Source organism: Streptomyces sp. NPDC051217, from assembly GCF_044455465.1.
Taxonomy (GTDB): Bacteria; Actinomycetota; Actinomycetes; order Streptomycetales; family Streptomycetaceae; genus Streptomyces.
Genome location: NZ_JBITEV010000006.1, coordinates 93,990 through 113,151, shown reverse-complemented (window position 1 = coordinate 113,151; position 19,162 = coordinate 93,990). Strand labels below are relative to the sequence as shown.

The following is a 19,162-nucleotide window of genomic DNA, read 5'->3' as shown; positions in this document are numbered from 1 at the left end:
GTCGAGAATGCGAGCACCGGTGCAGAAGAAGCGGCCTCGGGGCAAGGGCGGCACGCGCGGCGGGTCCCAGGGCTCGGTGGAGCCCCGTAAGCCGGCGGCGCCCCGTAAGGCGGGGACGCCCGATTCCGCCGGAGTGGACGTGCCCGGGAGTCCCGCGGGACGGCCCGTACGGGTACGCACCCGGCTCGTCGCCGCGGTCGCCGTCGTCGGCGTCACCGTCGTGGCGGCGGGCATGCCCGCCGTCCTGAGCGCCTCCTCCGAACTGAACGACGCCCAGAGCCTGGTCACCCTCGCCGAGCTGAACCGGCAGACGGCCGTCCTGGCCCACTCGCTCGCCGACGAGCGGGACGAGGTCGTCGTGCACATCGCCGGAGGCCGCCAGGAGGCGGAGAGCGACGACGCGAAGGCCGAGGAGGGCGACGAGACCGACAGCGCGCCCGGCGCCGCCCCCGCCACCCGCGTCGACCGGCAGATCGACGAGATCGACGCCGTCGCCTCCACCGGCCTGCGCAGGGACCTCTCCACCGTCCCGTCCATCCGCCGTACGGCCCTCACCGGCAAGGGCACCGCCCTGGAGGCGTACCAGGCGTACACGGACGTCATCGCCAAACTGCACGCCCTCAGCGACGAGGTCGCCGAGAAGACGCCCCCCGGGGCCGCCGACGGCACCCGCGCCCCCGCCGCCCTCGGCCGCGCCGTGGAGCAGGCGTCGGCCACCCGCGGCCTGCTGCTGGCCGCGCTCGCCGTCCCGGAGCCCGAGAGCGCGGAGCCGCGGTTCGACCCCGTCACCGGCCTGCCCGTCCAGTCCGACGACGACGGCGGTGACAAGGCGGAGAGCGAGCGCACGCGCGACGCGCTCAGCGCGGCCGCCCAGCAGGCCCGCGTCCATGAACTCGCCTCCCTCGCCGACTTCGACCAGGCGGCGGGCGCCAAGGCGCGCGACTCCCTGGCCACGACGGTCACCGGGCCCGAGGTCACCGCGGCGGAGAAGTATCTGTCCGGCCTCGCCGACAGGCCCGAACTCTCCGACAGCGACCGCGACGCCAACCAGGAGAAGGTCGGCTCGTCGCTGTCCAGCCGTATCGAGCAGATGCGGGGCGTCGAGTCCGGCATCGGCTCCGCCCAGCTCAAGCGGCTGGAGGTGCTGCGCGACGACGGGGTCACCTCGCTGGAGGTGAGCATCGCGCTCCTCGGCGGTCTGCTGATCGTCGCCGTCGGGGCGTCCACCGCCGTCGCGCGTACGCTCACCCGCCCGCTCGCCGTCGTACGCATCGGAGCGGCCCGCCTGGCCTCCGAGCCCGCGACCGAGGAACCGGTCCGATTCACCGGCCGCAACGACGAGTTCGGCCAGGTCGTACGGTCGATCAACAGCCTGCACGCCAAGCTCCTCGACGTCTCCGCGCGCGCCGACAAGCTCAACAGCGACCGCACCGGACTGATCGGCGCCCGGCAGGCCATGGCCGACCAGCGCACCGAACTCCAGGAGCGGACCGCCGAGATCACCGCACAGCTGGAAGCGCTGCGGCACACCGTCCACCACACGTTCGTCACTCTCTCGCTGCGCACGCTCGGCCTCGTGGAACGCCAACTCGGCGTCATCGAGACCCTGGAGGAGCGCGAGCAGGACCCGGACCGGCTCGGCGTCCTCTTCCAGCTCGACCATCTGGCCACGGTCATGCGCCGGCACAGCGAGAACCTGCTGGTGCTCGCCGGGCATGAACAGGCCGCGAGTTACGCGGGTCCCGTGCCGCTCGTCGACGTCCTGCGGGCGGCCGTCAGCGAGATCGAGAAGTACGAGCGGGTCACCATCCTGTCGCTGCCGCCGGGCGCCCAGCTGGACGGCCTCGCCGCGGACGACATCAGCCATCTCGTCGCCGAACTCCTGGAGAACGCCACCTCGTTCTCGCCGCCCGACGCCCAGGTCGAGCTCTCGGGCTGGCGGCTGGAGAACGGCGACGTGACGCTCTCGGTGCAGGACAGGGGCATCGGGATGTCGGCGGCGCGGATCGCGGAACTCAACGAGCGGCTCGCCGACCCGCGGGCGCACCGGCCGCAGTCGGCCAAAACCGGGAAGCCCGGGAAGCCGGGGAAGCCCGGGGCGTCCGGCACCGACGGCGAGGGTGACGGCCTCGGCCTGCACATGGCCGCGCTGCTCGCCACGCGCCACGGCGTCGAGATCACGCTGCGCGAGCACCAGCAGGGTGGGGTCGCGGCGGTCGTCGTACTGCCGGGGGCCCTGCTCCCGGAGTCCCTGCCGGTCGCGGGCCCGCACCGCTCGACGGCGGCTGGCGCGGCGCCCCAGGTGCGGCTGCCGGGATCGGCGGCGGAGGCCAACTCCAACGCGCTCCCGGGCCGTTCGGGCCGGAACCCGCTCGTGGCGGCGGACGGGGAGCCGGGCCGCGAGGCGCCCGCCGACGACCCGTACGCCATCGGTCCCGAGGAGCACGAGCGCGTCGCCGACGATACGGACGAGGGGCAGGACGAGCCCACCGGGACGGGCGAGGCGGAGGAAGCGGACGACACGGACGGGACGGACGGGACGGACGAGGAGGAGCCCCCCACCGACGCGCCCACCGACGCCGTCACCGGCCAGGGACTCCCGAAGCGCACCCCCAAAAGCGTCAAGCCCGGCGTCGTAGCGGCCGACCGGACGGGTAGCGTCGACGCGGACGCGTTGCGCCGCAGGCTCGGTGGCTTTCACCGGGGCGCCAAGGACGGCAGGCGCGACGCCGATGCCGAGCTCTTGGAGCAGACCGAAGTGCAGAAGCAGACCGGCCGGGTTCAGACCGGCCCAGCGCAGACCAGTTCAGTACCGCGGCAGCGGGACGACGCGGCGGAGGCGACCGGAGGACCGACGGACGAGACGGGGGAAACTGTCGAGGAGGCACGCAGTTGACGGCGACCGGAACATTCGGACTCAGTAGCGAAGCCCGCAATCTCCACTGGCTGTTGACGAATCTCGTGCAGGAGGTGCGAGGCGCACACTCCGTCGCGGTCGTCTCCTCCGACGGACTGCTGCTGCTCTCCTCGGACCCGGCCCAGCACGAGGCGGCGGACGCCGCGGGCGGGAGCGAGAGTCCCCGCGGCTCCAGCTCCGACCTGGCCACCGTCATCTCGGGCATCAGCAGTCTCACCCTCGGTGCGGCCGAACTGATGGACGGCGGGGGCGTGAAGCACACCATGGTCGCCATGGAGGAGGGCAGCGTCTTCGTCATGTCGATCAGCGACGGTTCACTGCTCGGCCTGCACGCCGGGGCCGACTGCGACATGCACGTCGTGGCGTACCACATGGCGGTGTTCGTCGGCCGCGCCGGGCATGTGCTCACCCCCGAACTCCGCGGCGAGCTGCGCAAATCGATGGAGAGTGCCCGATGACATCGGTGTCCGCGGCCGGATCCGGCCGCGGATTCCCCGGCGGCGGGCCGCGCGCCCGCGGGCTGCCGGTGCGTATCCCCGACCGCCGCGCCGCGCGCGTACGGCCGTACTCGCTGACCGGCGGCCGCACGCGCTTCGGCCATGTGCTGCTGGTCGAGACGTTCGTCGCCGCCCTGGAGGCGTCGGAGGAGCACAAGGAGCCGCCGAGCGGCGCCGCCGCGCCCCGCACCATGCCGGAGACACGCGCCATCGTGGAGCTGTGCGCACGGATGCGGACCGTCGCGGAGATCTCGGCGCTGCTGAAAATGCCGCTGGGAGTCGTCCGGGTGCTGCTGAGCGATCTGGCCGACCAGGGAAAGATCCGGGTGTACGGGACGGGCCACGGCAGCGGCCACCCGGACCGGGCGTTGCTGGAGAGGGTGCTGGGTGGACTCCGCCGTCTCTGACGTGTGGCAGGCGTCCGGCATGCCTGACGACGCCTCCGAGGAAGGTCTGCGCGACTGGCAGTTGGACCGCAGCAGGGCGCCCATAGCGACCAAGATCGTGGTCGCGGGCGGCTTCGGCGTCGGTAAGACGACCTTCGTCGGATCCGTCTCGGAGGTGCGGCCGCTGCGCACCGAGGCGGTGATGACGAGCGCCGGTGAGGACATCGACGACCTTGACGCCACCCCGGAGAAGACGACCACCACCGTCGTGATGGACTTCGGCCGGCTCACGCTCGACGACGACCTCGTGCTGTACGTCTTCGGCACCCCCGGGCAGCAGCGCTTCTGGTTCCTCTGGGACGACCTGGTGCGCGGCGCGATCGGCGCCGTCGTCCTGGCCGACACCCGTCGGCTCTCCGACTGTTTCCCCGCGCTCGACTACTTCGAGAGCCGCGGCCTGCCGTACGTCGTCGCCGTCAACCACTTCGAGGGCACGGAGTCGTACGAGGTCCGGGACGTACGGGAGGCGCTGTCCGTGCCGGAGCACGTGCCCGTGATGACCATGGACGCGCGCATGCGGATCACCGTCGTCGAAACGCTGCTGGCCCTGGTCGGCCACGCCCTCGAAGCGGCCCCCGAATAGCCCGACAGCAGCAAGCAGGCAGCAACATACGGAGAACCCGCCATGCGGAAGATACTCGTCGTCGGTGCCGGACAGTCCGGCCTCCAGCTCGCCCTCGGACTCCAGGCGCACGGGTACGAGGTCACCCTGATGTCCAACCGCACGGCGGACGAGATCAGGTCCGGCCGGGTCATGTCCACCCAGTGCATGTTCCACACGGCGCTCCAGCACGAGCGGGATCTCCGGATCAACTTCTGGGAGTCCCAGGCCCCGCGCGTCGAGGGCCTCGGCGTCTCCGTCGCCGCGCCCGACTCCTCCCGCGCGACCGACTGGCTGGGCAGGCTCGACGGGATCGCCCAGTCCGTCGACCAGCGGGTCAAGATGGCCGGCTGGATGGAGACGTTCGCGCAGCGCGGCGGTCAGCTCGTCATCCACGGTGCGGCCGTGTCCGACCTCGACTACTTCTCCCGTACGTACGACCTCGTCCTCGTCTCGGCCGGCAAGGGCGAACTGGTCGCGATGTTCGGCAGGGACGCCGCCCGCTCCCCGTACGACACGCCGCTGCGCATGCTCTCCGTCGCGTACGTCCACGGGCTGGGCCCGCGCGCCGAACACCCCGAGCTGGAGGCCGTCCGCTGCAATCTCGTACCCGGCGTCGGCGAGCTGTTCGTGATGCCGACGCTGACCGTCACCGGCCGCGCGGACATCCTGTTCTGGGAGGGCATACCCGGCGGTCCGGTCGACGTCTTCCAGGGCATCACGGACCCGGCCGACCATCTCTCGCTGACGCTGGAGCTGATGGAGCGGTTCACACCCTGGGAGTACTCGCGGGCCACGAAGGTCGAGCTGACCGACGCCAATGCCACACTGTCCGGCCGTTACACACCCACCGTCCGCAACCCCGTGGGGCGGCTGCCGGGCGGCGGAGTGGTCCTCGGTGTCGCCGATGTCGTCGTCGCGAACGACCCCGTCACCGGGCAGGGCTCCAACTCGGCCTCCAAGTGCGCCGCCTCGTACCTGGACTCGATCCTGGCGCACGGCGACCGGGAGTTCGACGAGGCATGGATGCGGGCGACGTTCGAGCGACACTGGGAGAGCGCGCGTCACACCACCAGGTGGACGAACACGATGCTCGCCCCGCCGCCGGAGCATGTACTGCACATGTTCGAGGCGGCGGGCCGGCTCCAGCCGGTCGCCGACCGGTTCGCGAACGGCTTCGACGACCCGGCGGACTTCGAGAACTTCTTCTACGACGCGGAGAAGACGAAGGCCTATCTCGCGGAGGTCGGCGGGAGCGCGGCCGGCTGACGCCGCCTCTCCGGTCAACCCGCCGGAGCGGTGGCCGAGTTGTTGCCCGTGTCGTCGCCCGCGGTGGCGCCCGCCGGAAGCTCCGGCGGCTCGTACGACTCCGCGTCGAGCGGCCCGGCGCCGGGGTCCGGCCGTACGGCGCCGAGCAGCGGATTCGACGCGAGGGGGGAGACCTTCACCCGGCCCCCGGGGCGCGGGGCGTGGACGACCTTCCCGCCGCCGAGGTAGATCGCCACATGGGTGGCCTTCGGGAAGTACACCACCAGATCGCCGGGGCGCAGCTCGCTCAGCCTCACCCGCGGCAGCTCGGCCCACTGCTCCTGGCTCGTACGGGGCACGCTCACCCCGGCGCGCGCCCAGGCCCGTGAGGTCAGCCCCGAGCAGTCGTACGACTCCGGACCTTCGGCGCCCCACAGATACGGCTTGCCGATCTGGTCGACGGCGTACGTCAGCGCCTCGTCGCCGTCGGCCGACGGAGCCCGCAGGCTCCCGCTCACGCCGCCGGTCGTGGCCGTCCCCGCCGCCGTCCCCGTCCCTGCCGCCGTCTCCGTCGCCGTCTCCGTCGGGGGCGCGGCGTCGCCGAGCGCGCCGGAAGTGATCAGCTTCTCCTGCGCCTTGTCCGTGTCGGCGTCCTCGCGCTCGGCGATCGCGGCGATCTGCTCGGCGGTGAGCGAGGCGAGCATCTTCTCGACGTCCGCCAGCTTCGCCCGGACGGAGTCGCGCTGCCTCTTCTGCTTCGCGGCGAGCGCCTTCTCCTCGGCGAGCGCCTTCCGGGACCGGGCGGCGAGGGTGTCGGCACGCCTCTCGCCGTTGGTCAGCCGCGCGATCGTCGACAGCCGGTCGCCCTGCGCACGGTCCATCAGATGCCTCTGATCCAAGGCGTGTTGGGGATCGTCGGAAAGCAACAGCTGAATGTAGGAGGAGAGTTCGGAGGTGCCCTGGTACTGCTGACGGGCGAGACGCCCGGCCTGGGCCCGGCCGCGGACCAGCGCCCGGCGGGCGTCGGTGAGGCCCGTGCCGACACTCTTCGCCCTGGCCCGCTGAGCGGTGAGCCGCACCTCGGTGGCGTTGTACGCCTCGGTGGCCTCCTCGGCCAGCCGGTACAGCTTCCGCAGCTCGGTGAGGAGTTGCGAGACGCTGCGCGGGGCGCCGTCGTCGCGGGGAGCGGCGACGGGTCCGGAGTCCGGGACGGATTCCGCACTCGGAACGGATTCCGCACGTGGGACGGCTTCGACGCCCGGAACGGGTTCGGCGCCCGGAACGGGTTCGGCGCCGGCCGGTGCGGCGCACGGAACCGCCACCAGGGCGGCGAGCGCCGCCGTACAGACCGACCGCAGAAGTCTGCCTGACACCTCATCACCTCCGTTTGCGGGACGGCCTGTCCGGCCCCAAGGTGATGATGCGGCGTCAATTGCCCCGATCTCGTGTGCTTACCGCACAATTGGGCGACATGGCGGCACGCCGTCACCCCCGGAGGGCCGATGCGACGCCCCCCGGCGTGGCGGCTTGAAGCGAGTGGCGGGGTGGTGGCCCGCCATGCGCGGGCGGGCGGCTCAGTCGACCGGCAGCGCGTAGAACGTGCCTCCGCGCCGGATCACCGCGGTCTTCCCGGCCATCAGCGGCTGGTACGGGGGCGTGGCCACGGCCGCGCCGTCGGCGCTGGGGGAGGGGGCGGCGCCGCCGGCGTTCTGGAACTTCCAGAGCCGCTTGCCGTCCTTCGCCCCGAACGCCGTCACCTGTAGCCCGTCGGCCGACAGCACCGTCCGGCCGCTCTCGCTGAGCGAGATCCGGGGGACACCCGTCCAGGCCGGGCCCTCCGTGGTGCCCTTCCAGCGCTGCACGCCGGACTCGGGGTCGAGCGCGTACACCTCCTGGTAGCGGTTGGCGATGTAGAGCGTGGAGCCGAGAAGCGTTCCGGTGCCGAAGGCGAATGGTTTCTGTCCCGGCACCTCGGGCGCGCCCGACCTGCGCCACAACTGCTTGGCGTCGGCGGTGTCGTACGCGTACAGCTGATCGGCCGCAGCGGCGTACAGCCGGCCCTTCGCGTCGCCGACCGAACCACCCACGGGCGGCACCGCGCCGAACGACTTCGACCAGGTCCGCTTGCCGCTCACGCGGTTGAAGCAGTGGTAGACCGACTTGCCCTTGGCCGCCTTGACCTGGACGGGCAGCAGCGACTTGGTGTCCTGGCGCACCACGATGTCCGCCTCCCGTACGGCGATCAGCTGGTACACCGGGGTCAACGGGGCGCGGCCGTTGGCGATCACGGTGCGCCACAGCTCCTTACGGGTCGTCAGATCGAAGGCGAAGAGATGGGTGCGGACCACCGCCGCCTTCCCCGTACCGGTCCGGTACGACCCGGTGAACCAGACCTGGCCGTCACCGGTCCCCGCGACGCCGGCGACCTTCAGGCCGGGCGCGCCCTTGATGCCGTCGGCGTAGTCGACACGGTGCTCGACCGTGCCCGATGAGGTCGAGATCCAGAGCAGACCGGTCGCCCCCGCGACGAAGCCGAGCCCGGCCGAGACGGGCAGCGCCTGGTGGAGGGAGGCGGCCTCGGCCTTCCGCCAGAGCCGCTTCCCGGTGCGCACGTCCACACCGGTGGCGCCCGAGCCCGTCGTCAGGACGAGGGTGCGGCCGACGACGGCGGCGTTCAGGATCTCGTCGGCGGCCACCTTCTGCTCGTACGCCCAGAGGGCTTCTGGCGGCAGTCCGGTCAGGCTCCCCCGGGTACCGTCGACGGGCTTGTTGTCGGTCTCGTCGGACGGCTCGTCGTCGGCGAGCGCGAGTACGCTCCCGCCGCCGATCACCAGCCCGGCGGCCCCGGCGACGATTCCGGTGAGGAGCGCGCGCCGTCCGAGCGGCTGTCCGAGGGGCCCGCCGAGAGGCCGTCCGAGCGGACGTCTGAGCGCGGCGAAGCGGCCCGAGCCGGATCCGGTGGGCGCGGTCGGGGCGGGCGCCGGCGCGTGGGGTGGTCCCGGTGGCAGGGCGGGCGGTCCCGCCGGTCCCTGGTGTCCCGGCACGGGCGGGAGGGACTGGGACTGCTGCGGCACCGGCGCGGTGGCCGGGGGCAGCGGGAGGGCGGTCGGCTCCGGCCGGGCGCGGGGCACCGACAGGGCGGTGGTCGGCCGGTCGACGACACCGCTCTCACCCCCGGACGCGGTCCGCGGCCGGCCGATGCGGGTGGTGCGGGTGTCGGGCTCGGGCGCGGTGCCGGGTGAGGCGTCGGCCGGCGCGCCGGGAACGGCGTCCGCCGGGGCGTCCGCCGACCCGTCCCGCGGGCCGTTCAGCGGGGTGTGCAGGGCATCGACTCCGGCGGCCTGTTCGGCGATCGAGGCCGACAGCGCGGCGGGCAGCCACCCGTCCGGTTCGGCGGTCGCCGCCGCTGCCGCGCCCTCCAGCGCCAGCTCGGCCGCGACGGCCCCGGCCGTCGGCCGCTCGCCCGGCTCCTTCGCCAGACAGCGAGCGACGAGCGGCCGCAACTCCTGCGGCACACCGTCGAGTTCGGCCGTCCCGTACGCGAGGCGTTCGATCGCCGATTCAGCCGGCCCCTTGGTGAGAGGCGTCGTACCGGTGGCCGCGTACGCCAGCAGCAGCCCCAGCACGAAGATGTCCGACGGCGGGCCCGGTACCTCGCCCTCCAGCTGCTCCGGGGTGAGATACCCGAGCCGCACCGACAGCCGTCCGCCCTCCATGGCCTCGGCGGACACCGCCGCGCCCAGCGCCCCGAAGGCGGTCAGGCGCGGCCCGTCGGCGGCGAGGCTCACGGTGTCGGGCGCGAGCCCCTGCAGTACGGCTCCGCTCGCGTGCACCCGCGACAGCGTCTCGGCGAGCGCGGCGCCCAGTATCCGTACGGCCCGCTCGGGCAGCGGACCGGCGACGGCGACGGCCTCGCCGAGGGTGAGCGCGGGGACGTAGCCGCACGCCGTCCAGAGCGCGTCCTCCTCGGACGGGTCCGTACGGGAGTCGAGCAGCGGCTGCACCCAGCCGCCGGCCAGCCGCTCGGCGGTCCGCGCCTCGGCCTGGAAGCGCCGCTGGAAAGCGGGCAGCGCGGCGAGCTCCGGCCGGGCGACCGAGACGACGACGGTGCCGCCATTCGGCCCGTACGCCAGATAGCGCACGGCACTCGCCGACTCCCGGTACCGCGCCAGCACGGTGTAAGGGCCGACGAGACGTGGGTCGTCGTGCCGCAGCGGTTCCATCACGCGTATGCCCCCTGGTGGCTCGGCCGGGAGGTCGTCTCCGGCCTGGTCGATCCTAGGTCCTGTCCGGTCGGTCCCACGGGCCGTCCGGGCCCCGCGACAGAACCTAGATGGTGCCCGACAAATCCCGCCTGCGGCACCATATGTGACCGTGTATGGCCACGGAGTTCGCGATCAGGTGGTGTCCGGGGCCGCGGGCTCAGCCGTGGTCGGGCTTGGACCAGGGCCACTTGAGCGTGCGCCGCTCGCGGCCCTCGGGGACGTACTCGTACTTCCAGCCACGCTGAAGCCCGAGCCGCTTGGTGTACCCGGCGGGCGCGCGCCGGTACGCGAACACGGTGGGCGGCCCGCCGACGGCGTCCGGCACGGGGACCTCATACCACTTGGGCGGCTGCCCGGTCGGGCCCGTCAGCACGGGAAGTACGCGACCGTCGAGCGGCCCGCCGACAAAGACGGTCTCTTCGCTTCTCACGCCGCCAGTGTCGCGCACCACCCGGCCCGCGCGGAGGCCGGTCACCCCCGCGGCGTACGGGACACGCCCCGCCGTCCGTCCCCGCCCCACCTCCGCGACCAGCGGCTTAGCGGTCCGCGCTGATCCGTTCGAGGGGACCTGACGCCACGCGTCGGCGCGCCGCTTGACGGCGCGTCTGCCTTTCATGAAGACCACGGCTCGGTTTCCCGAGCGGGTGGCCGACGCCCGCACCGCGCCAAGGAACCGGAGATCCTCACCATGCGCGTTGCTCGCGTTCTCGCCACCGCCGCCCTGTCCTCCCTGGCCCTGGGCGTGGGTGCGACGGCGGTCCATGCCGACCCCCAGCCGACCCTCACGGTGAGCCCGAGCCCGGCGAGGCCCGGCTCCCCGGCCACCATCTCCCTCGACGGCGGCTGCGACGCCAGCACGGTGACGGCCTCGTCCGGGGCCTTCACCGGCTCGGTCACGCTGACCGCGAGTTCGGCGACGGGCATCTACCGGGGCACGGCCACGATCCGCCGCGACGCCCGGGCCGGCACCCACTCGATCACCATCTCGTGCCCGGACGGCGCCACCTCCGCCTTCACCTTCACCGTCGCCAGGGCGTCGACCCCGTCCCCGGCCCCGACGAGGGGTGCCAGGGGCGGTCTGGGCGGGAGCATCACCGGCATGGACGCGACGAAGGTCGCGACCGGGGCGGGACTGGTGACGCTGGCGGCGGCGGGCGGCACGCTCGTACTGCGCCGCCGCGCGAAGCACTGACGGCCGCGCGGGCCACCGGGACCGGCACGTCAGTGCCGGTCCCTCACGCCAGCAGCCCCGACGCCTTCCAGAGCCGCCGCCCCGTCCCCCGCATCACCCCGATGTCGTCCAGGAAGTCCGTGAGGCGTTTCGCGCCCGACTGCATCACCTCTCGGCGGTGGCCGCTCGCCCGGACCTGGGCGACGGCCTCGCGGCGGTCCAGGCCCACGTTCTCGTAGACCTGGGGGTTCACGAAGCAGACGGAGAAGACGCGCGCCGCCTCGCCGGCCGTGAGGCGGGTCAGCTCACGTTCCCAGCGCGGGGAGGTGACCATCTGGCGGCGCAACTCCTCGCGGGCGTACCGGACGTGGCGGGCCTCCTCCACCACATGGATGCGTGTCACGCCGCGTACGAGCGTCTGCACGCGCTCGTCCGGGAACGTCAGGCGCTGCATCCAGTCCAGGATCTCCTCGCCCAGGAGCGTCGCGGCGAACGAGCCCGGGGTCGTGGAGACGGTCTTCAGCAGGCGCGCGACGTTGTGGTAGACGCGGGGGACGGGGTACGCCGGGGCGCCGCCCTTCTGGATCATCTTCGCGAACATCATCGAGTGGCGGCACTCGTCCGCTATCTCGGTGAGCGCGTAGCGGACGTGATCGCTCGTCACCGACTTGTCGTAGATGTGCCTGACCAGCAGCTGCATCAGGATGATCTCGAACCAGATGCCGAGCGAGGCGAGCGACGCGGCCTCGTGGCGGGCGAGATCCATCCGCTGCTCCTCGGACATCCGCCGCCACAGCGGGGTGTCGTAGAGGGAGACGAGCTCCGGGGGCCAGAACCACCTGCCGTCCTCCGCCGGGGCGTCCCAGTCGAGGTCCTTCTCCGGGTCGAAGGAGTGCTTGGCCGAGGCTTCGAGGAGGCGCCGGGCGACCTGTTCGCGGTCCCGCAGCGGGCCGAGCGCGTCGCGCAGGAGCTGGATCCCGCGCTCGTCGTCGGCGCGGGGCTCGTCCGGGCCCGGCTCCGGGCGGAGTTCGTCGCGTGTGGCCGTCGCTTCGGTTTCGTGCGCTGCTGTCATGGCTGAGAGCACCTCGTGGCTGCGGTTACCGGGGGTACGATTCTCGACTCCCTTATAAGACTTCCTGTCAGCAGCTCTCGTCAATCCCCTCCGCGCCACTTGTGGACCCGACGTCACCCCCCGGCGGCCCGTAGCTCTTCCGCAGCGTGAACGCGTGTGCCGTCGGGCCGTGTTCGCGCAGACGCAGCAGCCGCAGTTCCGCGTCGCGGGGGGTCGGCCAGGCCCCCGCCTCCACCCACCAGAGCGTGGTCATCGCCTCCTCCACGCGCTCGAACCACTCGAAGCGGCGAGCGAGCAACTCGCGGTGCCGGCCCTTGTACATGAAGGCCGTCAGGGCGTCCAGGTCCCGCCATACGGTCAGGTTCATGATCAGCCACGTGTCGCCGAGGACCGGCACGTCGGTGGCGTTGCCCGAGTCGCTCTGGAGCCGCCATCGGAAGCCGTCGGACCCGTCGGCCACCGCGTTCACGGGGTCGAGAGCGTCCACGAAGTCCTTCAACTCAGCTGATTCCAGTGGGTGTTTGAGGCGCGCGATGTTCACCTGGGCGAGTTCGTACACGCGCCGGCCTGGCGCGGCGGAAGAGGGTGTGGGAGTCGTCATGGGCGCACGATAGGCAGGGCCGCCTCGGCGGCACACGCGATTTCAACGAGCGAGACGTCCGCCCCGCGCTCCGCCACCAGTTGGAGACCCACCGGGCAGCCGTCCGGCGTGAAACCGGCGGGCAGACTCGCCGCCGGATGGCCGCTCAGGTTGAACGCCCAGGTCAGCGCCGTCGAGTAGACGTCCGGGCCGGGTCCCTCGTGGCCGTGCGGGCGGTTCGGTGTCACCGGCGTGAGCAGCAGCGGCGTACGCGCGAAGTACGCGTCGAGCCGCCGGTCGTTCTCCTCCCGGGCACCAGGGCGTGCGGTGGGAGTCCCGTCCGGCTCGCGGCGCCCGGCACGCGCGTTCCCCGCGTTGTCGGAGTCGCCCGAGTACGCCCGGTCCATCCACCACGCCGATCCTCCGCCTCGCGATCGCACGCACCGGACGCCGTGCGCCCCGCCCTGCGGGCGGACGACGCTACTTTCACCACACCCCCTGGCTCCCGCCCCGCCGGACGGATCGCCGCCGCGTACCGCCAGCCATGCCTCGCGCGGGTCGAGCAGCGACAGCGACGAGCCGGGCCCCTCGTCGAGGCGTACGACCCCGGCCGCCGCCAACCGGTCCACCGCCGCCCGTACCACCGCCTCGACCGCCGGATCGGTCCGCGCGAAACCGAGATCCGGCGAGTACGTGGCCGCCACCGGTGCCGACGCCCCCGCACCGGTGGCGGCACCGGTGGCGGCCACGTCCAGCACGCACCGCAGATACGTCCGCGCGTCCGCCACCCGCCGTGTCAGCACCCCCGCCGACGCCAGCCCCGTCCGGTCCGGCGTCGGCAGCAGCCCGTTCGTCGTCTTCAGGCCGAACACCCCGCACCACGCCGCCGGGATCCGCACCGACCCCGCCCCGTCGCTGCCTGTCGCCATCGGCACCAGGCCCGCCGCGACCGCCGCCGCCGAGCCCGCCGACGAACCACCGGGCGTGCGGTCGGCGCGGTAGGGATTGACCGTACGGCCGTGGGCGCCCAGGCCCCAGGTCTGCCAGTACGTCCCCGGCCCCGGCACCGCCGTCGAGCCGACCGGCACCGCCCCCGCCGCGATCAGCCGCCGCGCCGCGTACGCGCGGATGCCCGTCGGGCCTTTGACCGCGAACGGCAGCCCCGCCAGCGGCAGTCGGCCGCCCACCGCGCGCGCCCGCTCCAGCGCGTCCGCGTGCCACACCTCGATGAACGCGCACAACCGCGGATCGATCCGGTCGATCCGCTCCAGCGCCTCACCCACCGCCCACCAGGATTCGCCCGTCACGGGGATCAGTCTCGCAGCGCCGCCTCCATCACCGCCCGCGCGATCGGCGCCGCGTCGCCGCCCCCGCTGATCTCGTCCCGGACCGCCTCCGCGTCCTCCACCACCACGGCCACCGCCACCGCGGGCCGCGCCGCGCCCTCCGCCCGCGCCCAGGAGATGAACCAGGCGTACGGCGTACCGGAGTTGCCCACCCCGTGCTGCGCCGTGCCGGTCTTCCCGCCGACCGTCACGCCGTCGATCCCGGCGCTCGTCCCGGTCCCGGCCTCCACGACCTCGACCATCAACTGCCGCATCCGGTGGGCCGTCCGCGGTCTCATCGCCTGCCGGTAGGTGCGTTCGCCCCCGCGGGAGACCACGTCGCCGTCGGCGGCGAGCGTCCGCTCCACCAGATACGGGTACTTGAGATCCCCGCCGTTCGCGACCGCCGCCGCGACCATCGCCATCTGGAGCGGTGTCGCCGTCGTGTCGAACTGCCCGATCGAGGAGAGCGCGAGCTGGTCGTCGCTCATCTCCTGGTCGAAGTTGGACACCGCGACGCCGGAAGGGATCCTCAACCCACGGTCGTTGAAGCCGAATCCGCCGGCCGCGTCCACCATGCCGTCGAGCCCGACCCGCACCCCCAGACCGGCCAGCACCGAATTGCAGGACCACTTGATCGCGTACGCCAGCGACTCCTTGTCGCAGCCTCGCGCGTCGTTGGGAAGCGTGGTGCGGGTGCCCGGCAGGACGTACGGCTCGGGGACGTCCGTCGGCGCGTCCACGTCCTCGACCACCCCGGCGTCCAGCGCGGCGGCCGCCGTCACGATCTTGAAGGCCGAACCGGGCGGATACGTCTGGCGGATGGCCCGGTTGAGCATCGGCTGGGCGTACGCGCCGTTGTACTTCCGCCACGCGTCGGCCACCGCGCCGCCCGTGCCCGACAGCCTTCCCGGGTCGTACGACGGGCTGCTGACCAGTGCGAGGATCTTGCCGGACGAGGGCTCGATCGCGGCGACCGCGCCGCGCCTGCCGTCGAGTCCGGTGTAAGCGGCTTGCTGGAGAGCCGGCTTGATGGTGGTGACGACCTTGCCGCCGGGCTGGTGGGCGCGGGTGATGTCGTTCCAGAAGGGCAGCGGGGCCAGCATCGGGTCGGTGCCGGACAGGATGCCGTCCTCGGCGTTCTCCAGCAGGCTCGTGCCGTACGTCTGGGAGGCGTAGCCGGTCACCGGCGCGTACAACGGGCCCTGGGTGTAGGTGCGTTCGAAGCGCAGTTGCTGACCCGAGTCCCTCGACCCGGTGACGGGTCTGCCGTCGACGAGGATCTGGCCGCGCGGCTGCTCGAAACGGTCGATCGTCCTACGCCGGTTGGCGGGGTTGCTGTCGAGGGAGTCGGCCTGGATGACCTGGATCCGGGCCGAGTTGACGAGCAGGGCGACGAGGAGCAGCAGACAGAACGCGGCGGCCAGACGGATATGGCTGATCATCGCTCGCCGCCCGTCCCCGTCCCGGCCGAACCCCCCGCGTCGGTCGCGGGCCCCGCGTTCACCGTCGTCGGCGCGATCACGCCCGTCTCCACGGCCTCCGGACGCGGCCTGCGCGCCGAGTCGCTGAGCCGGATGAGCAGCGCCACGATCACCCAGTTCGTGACGACCGACGAACCTCCCTGCGCCAGGAACGGCATCGCCATGCCGGTGAGTGGGATCAGCCCCGTCACCCCGCCCGCGATCACGAACACCTGGAGTGCCACGATCGACGCCAGACCGACCGCGAGCAGCCGTCCGAACGGGTCGCGCAGCGCGAGACCGGCGCGGTAGCCGCGGGCGACGAGCAGCGCGTACAGCATGAAGATCGCCGTCAGGCCGATCAGCCCGAGCTCCTCGCCCGCCGTGGCGAGGATGAAGTCGGACTTGGCGGCGAAGCCGATGAGGACGGACCGGCCGAGCCCCAGCCCCGTTCCGAACATGCCGCCGGCCGCGAACGCGAAGAGGGACTGGGCCAGTTGGTCGGGGCCCTCGCCCGCCTCGATCGAGGCGAACGGGTCGAGCCAGTCCTGGACCCGGCTGTGGACGTGCGGTTCGAGCCAGCCGACGGCGAACGCGCCGACCCCGGCCAGCAGCAGCCCGACGGCGATCCAGCCGGTGCGTCCCGTCGCCACGTACAGCAGGATCACGAAGAGCCCGAAGAAGAGGAGCGAGGTACCGAGATCGCGTTCCAGGACCAGTACGAGGACGCTCAGCAGCCAGATCGCGACGATGGGGCCCAGCACCCGGCCGGTGGGCAGTTGCAGCTTCCAGATCCTGCGACCGGTGTAGGCGAGGGCGCTGTGGTTGGCCGCGAGGTAGGCGGCGAAGAAGACGGCGAGCAGGATCTTCGCGAACTCGCCCGGCTGGAAGGAGAGTCCGTTGATCCGGATCCAGATCCTGGCACCGTTCACGGCGGGGAAGAAGATCGGCACGGTCATCAGCAGCAGTGCGGCGGCCACCGACAGATACGCGTACCGCTGGAGCACCCGGTGGTCGCGCAGCAGCACGACGACGGCGATGAACAGGGCGACACCGAGGGTGGACCAGACGAGCTGCGCGGGCGCGTCCCGCTCGCCGGGGGTCGACAGGTCGAGACGGTGGAGCAGCACCAGTCCGATGCCGTTGAGCAGGACCGCGATCGGAAGCAGGAGCGGGTCCGCGTACGGGGCGCGGAGGCGGACCGCGAGATGCGCGACGAGGGCGAGCAGGCCCAGCCCCGCGCTGTGCCGGAGGGCGTCGGGCGGGACGGCGTCGTCGCGGGCGAGACCGACGGCGGCGTAACCGAGGAGGGAGATGAGGACGGCGCACACAAGGAGCGAGAGCTCGACCCCGCGCCGCTTGCGCAGGCGTAGTTCGGGCGGGGGAGAGTCCGCCTTCGTTGCGGTCATGGAGCGCAACGTAGCAACCCGACATGCCTTATGTCCGCTTATGTATAGACATAAGGCATGTCGGGTTCACCGGGTCGGCGCCACCGGCGCACCGGGCCGGCGCCACCGGATCAGCACCAGCGCGGCGCCTTGCCGATGTTGTCGATGTACGCGGCCGAGGCCCACGCCCAGGTGCCGTCCGCGAGGAGGTACCAGCGGTCGTTGCCGTTCACGTTGTCGCCCCGCGTCTTGCAGAAGATGTGCAGGATGGAGCCGTACGCGGCGCTCCCGATGACCCGGCTGCTGCGGGTGGGCCTGTCCCGCAGCAGCAGCCCGGTCCTGGCGGTGACGCGGCCCTTGTACGTGCGGGAGGCCGATGTCTCCTCGGTGGCGGTCTGGGCCTCCTCGGCGCGGGCGGCCTCGGCGGCTTCCGCGGTCTCGGGGTCGAGGGTGGCGGGGTCCATCGCGGCGGGGTCGTCGACGTCGGTGTGACCGCCCGAGCTGACGGGCGGCGGGGCCGGTACCGCCGCCATGGCGGGTGTCGCGGTCAGGGCCGCCACCGCGACGGCGAGAGCCGCGGCGTACGGGCCGAAGGAGCCCCGGACGCGCTGGGGCCGCGCGGAACGCCGGGCACGAGAGGAACGCAGGGAACGCTGGGACATGCGTGACTCCTGAAGTTCGGGACGGGGCGAGGAGTCGACGGAAAACTGCTCGACGCTCGCCCGATTTACCCTAGTTTCGTCACATTCTGTCCGCAACCGTAACTCTGGGTGCTCCGCGCACCCGGCGTACCCGGAGCCGCGTCCCCGTCGGCGTCAGTGCTGGTACGGGTTGCCGCCCTGGCCCGGCTGGGGCCCCTGGCCGCCCTGGCTGAACGGGTTTCCGCCACCCGGCTGGCCGCCACCCTGCGCACCCTGCGCGAACGGGTTGGCGCCGTGCTGCTGGCCGCCACCCTGCTGGGCCTGTGTCGCGCTCTGCGCGAGCAACTGCTCCGCCTGCTCGTTGGGCACCTGGTGCTCCACGCCGCAGAACGTGCACTGGGTGTAGTGCTTCGTCGAGTACGGGAACAGCGGCACGAAGAAGAGTGTGAACTTGGAGACGCGCTTGCGCAGCGTGTGCGCCGACGGATTGCCGCACTGGCCGCACACGAGGGTCAGTATCGCCAGCTGGTAGATGTAGCCCTTGGTCCCGAAGATGATCATGTGTGATTCCTTCTCTGCTCATGACGCTCATGACTGGCGCACCCCCATGGTGCATGCAGGTGGCAGCGGCTGTCAGGGCAGGCGTCCCGCCCGGTTGAGATTGATGAGCGGGCCGAGGAGATCCCCGTACCGCTCCAGCCGCCCGGCGATGTCGCCGACGCGGAAGACCAGCTCCTCCGGCACCGAGCAGTCCCCCACCTCTTCCCAGGACACCGGGGTGGAGACGGTCGGTTCCGTACGGGCGCGCACCGTGTACGGCGCCGCCGTCGTCTTGGCGGCCGAATTCTGGCTGTGGTCGACGAAGACCTTGCCGGGACGCAGCGCGCGGGCCATCCGGTGGACCACCAGCCCCGGCAGGTCGGCCTGGGCCTCGACCGCGAGTGACTTGGCGTACGCGGAGACGTCGGGCGACGGTGTCGGCTCCAGCGGTACGAGCAGATGCAGGCCCTTCGAACCGGACGTCTTGGCGTACGCGTTCAGCCCGTCGGCCGCCAGCCGTTCGCGTAGCCAGAGCGCCGCCTCGCAGCACTCGACCACGGTGGCGGGCTCACCGGGATCCAGATCGAAGACGATGCGGTCGGCGCGGGCGGGGCTGTCGAACCGCCACTGCGGGGTGTGGAACTCCACGACAAGGTTCGCCGCCCACATCAGCGTCGCGAGGTCCTCCACCAGTACCTGCTCGGCGATCTGGTCCGCCGACCGGGGCACCGTCGCCGTACGGACCCAGGAGGGCGTGCCCGGCGGCGGGTTCTTGGTGAAGAAGCGCTGGCCGGCGGGACCGTCCGGGAAGCGGAGGAAGGAGACGGGGCGGCCCGCCAGATGGGTGAGCAGGGCACCGGCCGCCGTCGCGCAGTAGTGCAGGACCTCGCCCTTGGTGGTGCCGGTGGCCGGGTAGAGGACCTTCTCCAGATTGCTGAGGGCGATCCGCCGCCCCTCCACCTCCGCGATTGGCGTCATACGATGAGAATCCCACGAATTCGTATGTAA

The 19,162-nt window shown here is 72.4% G+C and carries 17 protein-coding genes; 6 read left to right on the top strand and 11 right to left on the bottom strand.

What is annotated here, in order from left to right; all coding sequences use genetic code 11:
• Nucleotides 1-19: 19 nt before the first annotated feature.
• The 5 genes from ACIBBB_RS16070 to ACIBBB_RS16050 are packed head-to-tail and all read left to right on the top strand — an operon-like array spanning nucleotide 20 to nucleotide 5,730.
• On the top strand, nucleotides 20-2,896 hold the full coding sequence (locus tag ACIBBB_RS16070; protein WP_398982770.1) for a nitrate- and nitrite sensing domain-containing protein: 2,877 nt from the start codon (nucleotides 20-22) through the stop codon (nucleotides 2,894-2,896).
• Nucleotides 2,893-3,375, top strand: coding sequence for a roadblock/LC7 domain-containing protein (locus ACIBBB_RS16065; RefSeq protein WP_398982266.1), 483 nt, complete (start codon nucleotides 2,893-2,895; stop codon nucleotides 3,373-3,375). The genes ACIBBB_RS16070 and ACIBBB_RS16065 overlap by 4 nt, the downstream gene beginning before the upstream one ends.
• Nucleotides 3,372-3,821 (top strand): DUF742 domain-containing protein, encoded by a 450-nt coding sequence (locus tag ACIBBB_RS16060; protein ID WP_398982264.1) that lies wholly within the window; start codon nucleotides 3,372-3,374, stop codon nucleotides 3,819-3,821. Before ACIBBB_RS16065 ends, ACIBBB_RS16060 begins: the two co-directional genes overlap by 4 nt.
• Nucleotides 3,802-4,443 (top strand): GTP-binding protein, encoded by a 642-nt coding sequence (locus ACIBBB_RS16055; RefSeq protein ID WP_398982262.1) that lies wholly within the window; start codon nucleotides 3,802-3,804, stop codon nucleotides 4,441-4,443. The genes ACIBBB_RS16060 and ACIBBB_RS16055 overlap by 20 nt, the downstream gene beginning before the upstream one ends.
• Nucleotides 4,444-4,485: 42 nt before the next feature.
• Nucleotides 4,486-5,730: a styrene monooxygenase/indole monooxygenase family protein gene (locus ACIBBB_RS16050; protein WP_398982260.1), complete on the top strand. Its 1,245-nt coding sequence runs from the start codon at nucleotides 4,486-4,488 to the stop codon at nucleotides 5,728-5,730.
• Nucleotides 5,731-5,744: 14 nt separating this feature from the next.
• Here ACIBBB_RS16050 and ACIBBB_RS16045 read toward each other — a convergent pair whose 3' ends face one another.
• The 3 genes from ACIBBB_RS16045 to ACIBBB_RS16035 form a co-directional block, all read right to left on the bottom strand.
• Nucleotides 5,745-7,082, bottom strand: coding sequence for an NlpC/P60 family protein (locus ACIBBB_RS16045; protein ID WP_398982258.1), 1,338 nt, complete (start codon nucleotides 7,080-7,082; stop codon nucleotides 5,745-5,747).
• 201 nt (nucleotides 7,083-7,283) lie between these two features.
• The gene (locus tag ACIBBB_RS16040) at nucleotides 7,284-9,932 is read right to left on the bottom strand and encodes a PQQ-binding-like beta-propeller repeat protein (protein WP_398982768.1); all 2,649 of its coding nucleotides are present in this window, start codon (nucleotides 9,930-9,932) and stop codon (nucleotides 7,284-7,286) included.
• Between the two features lie 199 nt (nucleotides 9,933-10,131).
• A complete protein-coding gene (locus tag ACIBBB_RS16035) occupies nucleotides 10,132-10,404 on the bottom strand; it encodes a hypothetical protein (RefSeq protein ID WP_398982256.1) in 273 nt (90 codons plus the stop codon).
• A 258-nt stretch (nucleotides 10,405-10,662) separates the two neighbouring features.
• Here ACIBBB_RS16035 and ACIBBB_RS16030 point away from each other — a divergent pair, with 258 nt between their 5' ends.
• Nucleotides 10,663-11,166: a hypothetical protein gene (locus ACIBBB_RS16030; protein ID WP_398982254.1), complete on the top strand. Its 504-nt coding sequence runs from the start codon at nucleotides 10,663-10,665 to the stop codon at nucleotides 11,164-11,166.
• Between the two features lie 43 nt (nucleotides 11,167-11,209).
• On the opposite strand, the gene ACIBBB_RS16025 is transcribed toward ACIBBB_RS16030, so the two are convergent.
• The 8 genes from ACIBBB_RS16025 to ligD all read right to left on the bottom strand — a co-directional run bounded on the left by ACIBBB_RS16025 (nucleotide 11,210) and on the right by ligD (nucleotide 19,132).
• Nucleotides 11,210-12,217: a diiron oxygenase gene (locus ACIBBB_RS16025; RefSeq protein ID WP_398982252.1), complete on the bottom strand. Its 1,008-nt coding sequence runs from the start codon at nucleotides 12,215-12,217 to the stop codon at nucleotides 11,210-11,212.
• Nucleotides 12,218-12,284: 67 nt separating this feature from the next.
• A complete protein-coding gene (locus ACIBBB_RS16020) occupies nucleotides 12,285-12,818 on the bottom strand; it encodes a DUF3291 domain-containing protein (protein WP_398982250.1) in 534 nt (177 codons plus the stop codon).
• Nucleotides 12,815-14,080, bottom strand: coding sequence for an amidase family protein (locus tag ACIBBB_RS16015; protein ID WP_398982766.1), 1,266 nt, complete (start codon nucleotides 14,078-14,080; stop codon nucleotides 12,815-12,817). The genes ACIBBB_RS16020 and ACIBBB_RS16015 overlap by 4 nt, the downstream gene beginning before the upstream one ends.
• Nucleotides 14,081-14,109: 29 nt before the next feature.
• Nucleotides 14,110-15,567, bottom strand: coding sequence for a penicillin-binding transpeptidase domain-containing protein (locus ACIBBB_RS16010; protein ID WP_398982248.1), 1,458 nt, complete (start codon nucleotides 15,565-15,567; stop codon nucleotides 14,110-14,112).
• The gene (locus ACIBBB_RS16005) at nucleotides 15,564-16,994 is read right to left on the bottom strand and encodes an FtsW/RodA/SpoVE family cell cycle protein (protein ID WP_398982245.1); all 1,431 of its coding nucleotides are present in this window, start codon (nucleotides 16,992-16,994) and stop codon (nucleotides 15,564-15,566) included. The genes ACIBBB_RS16010 and ACIBBB_RS16005 overlap by 4 nt, the downstream gene beginning before the upstream one ends.
• Before the next feature lie 110 nt (nucleotides 16,995-17,104).
• Nucleotides 17,105-17,635, bottom strand: a complete 531-nt coding sequence (locus ACIBBB_RS16000; protein ID WP_398982243.1) for an SH3 domain-containing protein — start codon at nucleotides 17,633-17,635, stop codon at nucleotides 17,105-17,107.
• Nucleotides 17,636-17,788: 153 nt separating this feature from the next.
• The gene (locus ACIBBB_RS15995; protein ID WP_398982241.1) at nucleotides 17,789-18,175 is read right to left on the bottom strand and encodes a zinc-ribbon domain-containing protein; all 387 of its coding nucleotides are present in this window, start codon (nucleotides 18,173-18,175) and stop codon (nucleotides 17,789-17,791) included.
• A gap of 72 nt (nucleotides 18,176-18,247) precedes the next feature.
• A complete protein-coding gene (ligD, locus tag ACIBBB_RS15990) occupies nucleotides 18,248-19,132 on the bottom strand; it encodes a non-homologous end-joining DNA ligase (RefSeq protein WP_398982239.1) in 885 nt (294 codons plus the stop codon).
• Nucleotides 19,133-19,162: the final 30 nt, after the last annotated feature.

What these genes read in the sequence shown, in the direction of transcription:
- ACIBBB_RS16000 (WP_398982243.1), bottom strand. Translation starts at nt 17,635, where the DNA reads ATGTCCCAGCGTTCCCTGCGTTCCTCTCGTGCCCGGCGTTCCGCGCGG.
- ligD (WP_398982239.1), bottom strand. Translation starts at nt 19,132, where the DNA reads ATGACGCCAATCGCGGAGGTGGAGGGGCGGCGGATCGCCCTCAGCAAT.
- ACIBBB_RS16030 (WP_398982254.1), top strand. Translation starts at nt 10,663, where the DNA reads ATGCGCGTTGCTCGCGTTCTCGCCACCGCCGCCCTGTCCTCCCTGGCC.
- ACIBBB_RS16005 (WP_398982245.1), bottom strand. Translation starts at nt 16,994, where the DNA reads ATGACCGCAACGAAGGCGGACTCTCCCCCGCCCGAACTACGCCTGCGC.
- ACIBBB_RS16025 (WP_398982252.1), bottom strand. Translation starts at nt 12,217, where the DNA reads ATGACAGCAGCGCACGAAACCGAAGCGACGGCCACACGCGACGAACTC.
- ACIBBB_RS16020 (WP_398982250.1), bottom strand. Translation starts at nt 12,818, where the DNA reads ATGACGACTCCCACACCCTCTTCCGCCGCGCCAGGCCGGCGCGTGTAC.
- ACIBBB_RS16050 (WP_398982260.1), top strand. Translation starts at nt 4,486, where the DNA reads ATGCGGAAGATACTCGTCGTCGGTGCCGGACAGTCCGGCCTCCAGCTC.
- ACIBBB_RS16010 (WP_398982248.1), bottom strand. Translation starts at nt 15,567, where the DNA reads ATGATCAGCCATATCCGTCTGGCCGCCGCGTTCTGTCTGCTGCTCCTC.
- ACIBBB_RS15995 (WP_398982241.1), bottom strand. Translation starts at nt 18,175, where the DNA reads ATGATCATCTTCGGGACCAAGGGCTACATCTACCAGCTGGCGATACTG.
- ACIBBB_RS16040 (WP_398982768.1), bottom strand. Translation starts at nt 9,932, where the DNA reads ATGGAACCGCTGCGGCACGACGACCCACGTCTCGTCGGCCCTTACACC.
- ACIBBB_RS16060 (WP_398982264.1), top strand. Translation starts at nt 3,372, where the DNA reads ATGACATCGGTGTCCGCGGCCGGATCCGGCCGCGGATTCCCCGGCGGC.